Source organism: Pedobacter kyungheensis, from assembly GCF_000812965.1.
Taxonomy (GTDB): Bacteria; Bacteroidota; Bacteroidia; order Sphingobacteriales; family Sphingobacteriaceae; genus Pedobacter; species Pedobacter kyungheensis.
This window is the reverse complement of sequence record NZ_JSYN01000044.1, coordinates 24,557-33,023: the sequence shown is the minus strand read 5'-3', so window position 1 is coordinate 33,023 and position 8,467 is coordinate 24,557. Positions and strand designations below refer to the sequence as shown.

General features: G+C 43.2%; 5 protein-coding genes. All 5 read right to left on the bottom strand.

What is annotated here, in order from left to right; genetic code table 11:
- Window positions 1–401: 401 nt before the first annotated feature.
- The 5 genes from OC25_RS25450 to OC25_RS25430 all read right to left on the bottom strand — a co-directional run bounded on the left by OC25_RS25450 (window position 402) and on the right by OC25_RS25430 (window position 8,282).
- Window positions 402–2,054 carry a sodium:solute symporter family protein gene (locus tag OC25_RS25450; RefSeq protein WP_039482867.1) on the bottom strand — a complete coding sequence of 551 codons (1,653 nt, stop codon included), beginning with the start codon at window positions 2,052–2,054 and terminating at the stop codon, window positions 402–404.
- A gap of 49 nt (window positions 2,055–2,103) precedes the next feature.
- The gene (locus OC25_RS25445) at window positions 2,104–2,985 is read right to left on the bottom strand and encodes an SMP-30/gluconolactonase/LRE family protein (RefSeq protein WP_039482865.1); all 882 of its coding nucleotides are present in this window, start codon (window positions 2,983–2,985) and stop codon (window positions 2,104–2,106) included.
- Between the two features lie 74 nt (window positions 2,986–3,059).
- Window positions 3,060–3,848, bottom strand: a complete 789-nt coding sequence (locus tag OC25_RS25440) for an SDR family NAD(P)-dependent oxidoreductase (protein ID WP_039482864.1) — start codon at window positions 3,846–3,848, stop codon at window positions 3,060–3,062.
- A gap of 63 nt (window positions 3,849–3,911) precedes the next feature.
- Complete coding sequence (locus OC25_RS25435; RefSeq protein WP_039482861.1) at window positions 3,912–5,078, bottom strand: mandelate racemase/muconate lactonizing enzyme family protein; 1,167 nt, start codon at window positions 5,076–5,078, stop codon at window positions 3,912–3,914.
- Window positions 5,079–5,351: 273 nt separating this feature from the next.
- Entirely contained in the window at window positions 5,352–8,282 is a 2,931-nt protein-coding gene (locus tag OC25_RS25430) for a glycoside hydrolase family 2 TIM barrel-domain containing protein (protein ID WP_052266472.1), read from the bottom strand.
- Between the last annotated feature and the right edge of the window lie 185 nt (window positions 8,283–8,467).

Sequence of the window (8,467 nt, the reverse complement as noted above, 5' to 3'; positions counted from 1 at the left end):
CCTGCAAGCATAAAACTACCACCTGCAAGCATAAAACTGCCTACTGCAAGCATAGAACTAACACCTGCAAGCACAGAACTGCCTCCTGCAAGCATAGAACTAACACCTGCAAGCATAAAACTAATACTTGCAAGCATAAAACTAATGACTGTAAGGATAGAACCAACACTTCAGGCAAATCTATCTGCCTGAAAGCACCTTTTATTCTCTCTGGGTATATTCGCCGAGGTTATGAACAACCTTTTTGTACTTCGGAGTGTGTTTTTTCTACTTCGGAAGTACCTTTTAGTACCTCCGAAGACCAAATTAGTCTTCGGAGGTAATTTAAATAGCCGTATAGGCCGTTTTGGATTATGGCTTTAATGAAACAGCTGGCTAATAACCCGCTGTTATAACTCCATTTAAAAGAAGAGTATATTAAAAAACAGGGTAATGGCGAGTACAATCATGCCCAGGTAAAGCGGATTGGTGTACCAGGTTTTACTTTTTAAATCCTGTTTAGGGGTTAAACTGTATACCAGGCCAATCAGTTCTTTTTCGGCCTTTGCCCTGGTAAATAAGCTAATGGCAATGGTGAACAATAAACATACGATAAAAGAGATGGATGCAATGGTAAAGGCCTGCCCTGTAGCCGAGTAAAAATCGAAAGCATGAACAAGCCAGCCACCTTTACCCTCGGCAACTGATAAGCCATGGGTAATAGCCGCCGCACCCGTACCAAAAAGTAAACCCCAAAAGGCACCATGGCCGGTAGTCCGTTTCCAGAACATCCCCAAAAAGAACGTGGCAAACAGTGGTGCATTAACAAAACTAAATACCAGCTGCAACAAATCCATAATGCTGTTAAAACCACGCGCCACATAAGCTGTGGCGATAGAAATGAGGATACCGGCAATGGTAGTGGCCTTACCAATCATTAAATAATGGCGATCTGTAGCATTTTTTTTGATGTGCGTCTGGTAAATATCGTAAGTAAATACGGTATTAAAAGCTGTAACGTTCCCCGCCATACCACTCATAAAAGAAGCAATTAAAGCAGTAATGCCCAGGCCAAGCAAACCTGAAGGATAAAGTTTTTGTAGCAACAATGGCAGCACCATATTGTAATCTTTATCGCCATTTACATTTACAGGTAACTCAAATCCCGCGTGCTGACCTTGCAGGGCCAGTAAAATAATACCGGGCAGGATTACAATGGCAGGCATTAATATTTTAGGGAATGCAGCCAAAACAGGTGTGCGCTGTGCTTCGTTGAGGTTGCGGGTAGCCATGGCACGCTGCACCACCAAAAAATCGGTACACCAGTAACCAAAAGCCAAAACAAAGCCCAGCCCAAACACCATACTAAAGGCATCCACGCCCATGGGGTTATTGGCCGGACTATCCAGTCCTTTCCACACATGGAGCTTTGCCGCGTCAACATGCTGCAGAATACCATCGAGGCCACCAGCTTTATCCAGCCCAATATACACCAATGGGGCTATACCGATAATGATAAGAAAGAACTGGAGTACTTCGTTATAAATGGCGCCGGTTAAACCACCCGAAAAGGTATAAATTAATACCACGCCGGCAGCAAGCCAGATAGACAAGTCGAAATCCCAGCCTAAAATTACTTTCATGAGCATGGCCAGTGCGTACAACGAAACACCAGACGAGAAAACCGTCATGGCAGCAAAGGTAAGCGCATTAAAAGTCCTTGTTTTTTCATCGAAACGCAGTTTTAAATATTCGGGCACACTACGCGCTTTGCTGCCGTAATAAAAAGGCATCATGTACACGCCTAAAAAAATCATGGCCAAAGCTGCACCCAGCCAGTAAAAATGCATGGTGTACAAACCATATTTAGCACCATTGGCAGCCATACCCAAAACCTCCTGGGCACCTAAATTGGCCGAAATAAAAGCCAGACAGGTAATCCACAGCGGAATATTGTGCGAGCTGAGCAGAAAATCGTTACCGGTTTTTATTTTCTTTTTCAGCACCAAACCTATGCCCATTACCAGTATAAAGTAGATGGCAATAATCAGGTAGTCTAAAAATTCAAGTTTCATATTAAAAGCATTATTTGGTTAGTATTATTTGTTTTTGGCCAAAGCCATGCTATGTATAAGTTTTGTAAAAGGCAGCGGGAAAACCAGCAACGTTTAATTTCACGGTAAACAGCGAGCCGCTATGCGGATATAATTTTAACTCATCGGCACTTAATCCATCCTTCGCGGTGGTAATTAGCATTTGGTTCATCTCCTTTCCACCGAAGGCACAACTGGTTACGTGCGGAGCATTTACTTCAATTTTACCAATGCAAGCACCAGTCAACGGATTGTAACGGTTTACACAGCTACCACCCCACATGGCTACCCAAAGCATTCCTTCGGTATCGATGCACATGCCATCTGCCAGGGTGTTGGGTGCTGTAATTTGTACTACAATCCTTTCGTTACTGATACTGCCTGTGGCTAAATCGTAATCGAAAGCTTTAATGTGGTACAAAAAACTATCAATGTAATACATGGTTTTATGATCAGGCGACCAGCATATGCCATTTGATACGCTTGTTCCCTTAATCTTTTTAAGGAGTTGATTTTGGTGGTAACAATACAGGTTACCTGCCCCATGTTCGGCATTAACTTGCATGGTGCCCACCCAAAGCCTGCCTGAAGCATCGCAGGCACCATCGTTACTTCTGTTTTGCGCCGCTTCTTTAAATTTAGCTAAGGATTGCGTTTTTCCGGTTTCAAAATCCATAAGTACCAGTTTGCCCTGTACAGCCACCAGCAATTGATCTTGTTCGGCAGGTGCCAGCATGCCTGGTATCTCCTCTATCTTTTTGGTTTCAATCTTTCCGTTTACGGGATTACAGCTGCCAATGAGCTTGCCTTTGATATCGATAAACAAAAACTTTTGCCACCCTGCATGCCAGCGGGCACCTTCGCCCAAAATTAAATCTGCCTTATAAATTAAATCAGGCTTCCAGATTTCCATCTTTAATTAATTTACCTTAATCATCTCAAATCTCATATCTCAAGTCTAAAATCTCATGTCTCATATCTCATATCTCAAGCATCCTGCATCACCGCACTTCTTCCCCCATCAATCAAATAGGTAACCCCTGATGCGAAAGCAGCATATTCGCTGGCCAGAAACACACACCAGCCTCCAATTTCTTCAACTGTACCCAATTTTTTTACCGGGTGAAGGTTTACGGTGCGTTGTCTTTCTTCCTCCGGATTTTCGAAAGCATTAAACCATTGCTGGTTGCCTGGCGTATCGATAAAACCAGGCGCAATGCCAACAGTTCTGATTCCTGGCCCCCATTCTATAGCCAAACTTCTAACCAAACCGGTTAAAGCTGTTTTGGCAACACTGTAAGGTGCACAACCCGGAATACTGGCATAGGCATGGTTAGAGGCCATGATAATAATTACGCCGATATTTTCGGCCAGCAGCGGCTTGCAGTTTTTAGCCAGGCGCCAATGTGCCGTAAGGTTTAAATCGAGGTTAAACTGCCAGTCTTTTTCAGTACTGTCTGCTAAACCGGTAAATACATTTTGCCCGGCATTGGAAACGAGAATATCCAGCCGGCCATAATCACTTTTAATGTCGGCCACCAGGCTTTCAATCTCTTCAGCTACGCTCATATCTGCCCTGAAATAATCAGTACGCACATCGTAGGATTCCATTTCGGTTAAAAACCGTTGGGCGGTTTCACTGGTTTCGCTTTGTTCTGCACAACCAATTACCGTGCAACCTGCTTTGGCCATCATTTTGGCAATGCCCAGGCCAATACCTGAGGTAACCCCTGTTATTAAAGCTATTTTTCCCTTTAAATCTATTGTAAGTGCCATAATATCTGTATCTGCTAAAACCTCGCAGGTTTTAAAAACCTGCGAGGTTTGTTAGATTTATTTTTATACATAAAACCCTGGTCTTGGTGTTAAAACCCCAGGGTGTTTCTCCATTTCCGATTCAATTAAATCTACCCCCAAGCCTGGCCTGTCACTCAGTTTAAGGTGGCCGTCTTGTACCATATCAGCAATGGGGTGCGTAATAATTTCATCGCGCCAGGGCACATCGTTAAACATAAATTCCTGCCTAAAAAAGTTAGGAACCGAAGCACAAACTTGTGCCGAAGCGAGGGTAGATAATGGTCCGTTGGGGTTGTGTGGTGCCAAAAGCACGTTGTAAGCCTCCATCATGGTAGCCATGCGTTTCATTTCAGAAGGGCCACCGCAGCGGGTAATATCGGGCATCATTATATCGCAAATGTGTTTTTCGAGTACATCGCGAATTCCATGGCGGGTATAATGGCGCTCACCTACACAGATGGAAACGTTGGCCGGAATCCGATCGCGCATGGCTTTTAAAGTATTGGCATTCTCCGGACCTGCCGGTTCTTCGTACCAGGTAATATTAAGTTCAGAAAGCCGTTGTGCCATGCTTACTGCAACACGGTAATTGAGCATGGCATGTGTTTCGATCATAATATCGAAATCCGGTCCTACGGCATCACGCACAGCTTTACTTACCTCAAAGGCCAGGTCCTGCTGTGGGGCTGTAAGTTGCAGATTGGATGATAAATCTTCTCCATACAAATAGTTAGTATGGGCAAAAGGATCGAATTTTAAACCGGTAAAGCCGGCTGCCTTTACCTTTTTGGCTTGTGTGGCATAATCTGCTGCGTTATGGCCACCCCCGGTAAACCAGTAGTTGGCATACAATAAAATATCTTTTCTGAAAGCGCCACCAAGTAGTTCGTAGCAAGGCACGCCCAGTACTTTGGCCTTTAAATCGAGTAGTGCCATATCGATACCACTAATGGCGCACATGCTGGCACCGAAAGGCCCCATCCAGTTTAAATCGCGGTAAAGTTTAGTCCAGATAAAATCTGTTTTCATGGGGTCTAAACCAATAATCCGCTCACCAACATGTTTGGTTGCTTCAAAAACTATTGGACTCCCCGGCCAATTGGTGGCCTCGCCTACTCCGGTGTGGCCGGTATCGGTATATATTTTTAACAATGTCCAGTTGTACTTTACGCCTTCAACCAGCCATACTTTTACATCTGTTATTTTCATTTTTTGTGTTTTTTTTATTTTAATCGATTCCCATACGCTCTGTGCTGTCGGATATTTCCATCCGACAGATAACTAATCCTTTCTTTCGATCGCTCAAAGTCAGATGGTAACATCTGACTTCACTACGACCACGTCTTACTGCAACTTAAATTTAATTCTTCCTTTCAGTGTTTTTCCTGTGCTGTCGGATGTTTCCATCCGACAGGTAGCTAATCCTTTCTTTGGATCGCTTAAAGTGAGATGGTAACATCTGTGACTTCACGGTAAGAAATTTTACTGCAACCTAAATTTAACACTTCCTTTTAGTGTTTTACCTTTAATATTGATCCTGCCATCGGTAAAAGGGCTACCATAAAAAGGCTCTGAACCATTATTGGAATAATCGGCTACCAACAATTGTATTTTTTCATCCTGCAGCCAGCTGCGCGAGGCTTGTTTGCCATCCGATTGAATAAGCAAGCTATTTTGGCTATTGCTTAAGCTGGCTTGTAAAATCTGCTGTTTGGTTGATCTAAAATCGTTCGATCCCATTTCGTTGGCATCGTCTTTCCAAAGCTGGGCGACGGGCTTTCCAAATTCTTCAACCGCAGGTAACCATTTGGCATTTAATTTCGCGCTTCCGCTGGCACGGGCAATATCTTCTTCGGCATAAGTGGTAAATTCGCCTTTCCGTTTCCAGTTCAGCTCATCAAAAGTTTTCGGCAACTGAAAAATCATGCCATATTGATAAGGTTTTTCTAAACTGGTTTTTACTTCGTAATCTACCCGGGTAGCACCATCGCCCGAAAAGGTGTAAATTAAATTGCCTTCTCCATTAGTATATGTAGCCTTTATCGTAAAAACAATGGCTTCTGCAGTTTGATCAACTTTAATGGTATTGGCAAAAATGGTGTAAAGCGGATAATTTTTAACCGGGTGAATATTATTCTGGTAGGTTTCGCCGGCAACATTGGGTTTTCCGCCATCCTCGCTGTTCATGGCAACCACACCAAATACCGGACCTTGCGCTAAAACTTTCTGGCCTTTAACTGTTGCACCAGATATTACGCCTGTAATTTTGCTAATGGTATAATTTACCTCGCCCTGTATGATTGAATAAGCCATTTCATTTTCGGTAAATGATAAGTTTACCTTCTTGCTTTGTTCCTTTTCTTCGGTTGGTTTTAATACAATCAGTTCTTCATTTACCACATTGCCCGAGGGATCTTTAAAGGAAAGATAAACTTCTTTGGTATCAGCCTTTACCGGCACCTGCAATATGCCCTCGCCATGTGGTTTAATGGCAGAGGTTAACTGCATGGTCGCCCCATCAACCTTTGCCTGGATAGTTACCTCACTAAGCGAAATAAAATCGTGACGGTTTTCTACCTCCAGCAACAATTTGCCATTTTTAATGGTTGGCTTAAATACATTTTTAATGACTACAGGAGAGTAAGCTTTTTTCATACCCCAATACTCAGGTTTTAACCTGCGCCAGGCATCAATTGGTCCCCAGGGACCATAACCTACAATATTGCCATCAGGTAGGTGAAAGGTATCATCAATACCGCTCCAAATGGCGCCGCCTAAATTACCTTTATGCACATACATGCTATCGTACATTTTAACCAGCGATGGACCATAACTCGCTCTAACCCCCGGATCGGTAAGTAACTCGCGGCGGTTATAGGTACTGAGATGTGCGTATTCTCCAAATAAAACAGGCCTTTTCATCGTATCTGTCGCCTTTGGGCCATTTATGCCCGGGTAGTGGTAATTGGCAATATCGACCTTGTTGCCCCCGTTATTGAAACCACCCCAGCACTGATCGTGGAAAGAAATGGGCCGCGTTGGGTCTAATTTTTTAGCTTCGCGGTAAACCTTATCCCATAACGGGCTCCAGTAACTTTCGTTACCCAAACTCCAGATAATTACCGAAGAGTGATTTTTAGCGGCCTGCATTTTCTCGATATTAGCCGCCAGCATGTAAGGATAGAATTTTTCGTCTCTATAATTCCACAGTTTCCAGATAGGCGATGCGCCGTGCTGGATCCAGGTTAAAGAGCTTTCGTTTTCTACAAACAAGCCAATGCTATCGGCTATGGCTAAAAATCTTTCGCTTGGCGGGTAATGCGAAGTGCGGATGTAATTGCAATTGCCTTTTTTAAATAATTCGGCATCTTTCAATTCCAGGTCATCGCTTATTGCCCTGCCTGTTAATGGATGTACGGAATGGCGGTTTACACCACGTAATTTTACGGGCATACCATTTACCAAAAGCTGATTACCTTTTACTTCTACCTGCCTGATACCTATTTTTTGCTGATGGCTTTGCATTGTTTTCCCCTCAATAATCAGGGCTGTGGTTAAAGTATACAGGTAAGGCTTATCGGTATTCCATTTGATGGGATTTTTAACAGCCAGATCGGTATTTAACAAAGCTGATTTTTCCCCAGATAATGCAGACAAAGCTGTTTTAGCGGTTGCTATAATTTTCCCGTCAGCATTGGTTAAGCTATAGGCAATCTGCCCCGCTGTTGCCTTTTGCGATTGATTGTTTACGAGTGCTTTTAAGTTTAAGGTAGCATTGTTGTAGCTTTTATCTAAAGTAGTTACCACAGTTAGGTCGGCCAGGTTAACCTCTGGCAGCGCAAACAAAGTTACATTGCGTAAAATGCCGCCAACGGTGTGTACGGCATACTGTGAAGTACAGGCCAAAATATCGCTGATGGTATTAGCCTGCACCTCAACCTGCAATACATTTTCGCCACTTTTAAGGGCATCGGTAATATCTGTTTCGAAGGGCACAAAACTTCCCTCGTGCTCTGCCAGTTTTTTACCATTAACGATAACAATGGCATGCGAGCTTACGCCATCAAAACGAAGTTTAATACGGTTGCCCTTCCAGTTTTGGGGTATGGAAAAAGTTTTGGTATAGCTTGCTGTTTCTCCGGCATTTACGGTAAAGCCTTGCATTACCCACTCGCCCGGTACTTTTATGGGCGAAGTTTTAATAGCCTGACCTGCTGTAAAAAGCCATTCACCATTTAATGAAATGACAGGTTTGCTATTGCTTTGTGTAACTGATGGTATGGGCGATAAAGTACTGGCGATGCCAGTGTTTTGAGCGAAAAGTGGTAAAATACAGCTATATATCAAGGCAAACGTAAGGAATGCTTTACGGCCAGCTTTGTTCTTATTTTTTTTGATTATTAAGTTAATCATATCTTTTTAGTTTTTATAGTCCTCGTTTGCGACGAAGATTCAGGAAAACGGCGATTCTATCGCCATAATCAATTAACACATGTTAAAAATGTGTCGCTCGTTTATCCTCGTATAAACGAGAAAATGGTAAGGCCCTTCGACAGGCTCAGGATGACAATCCATTTTGTGGCCCACCACTTTTATAG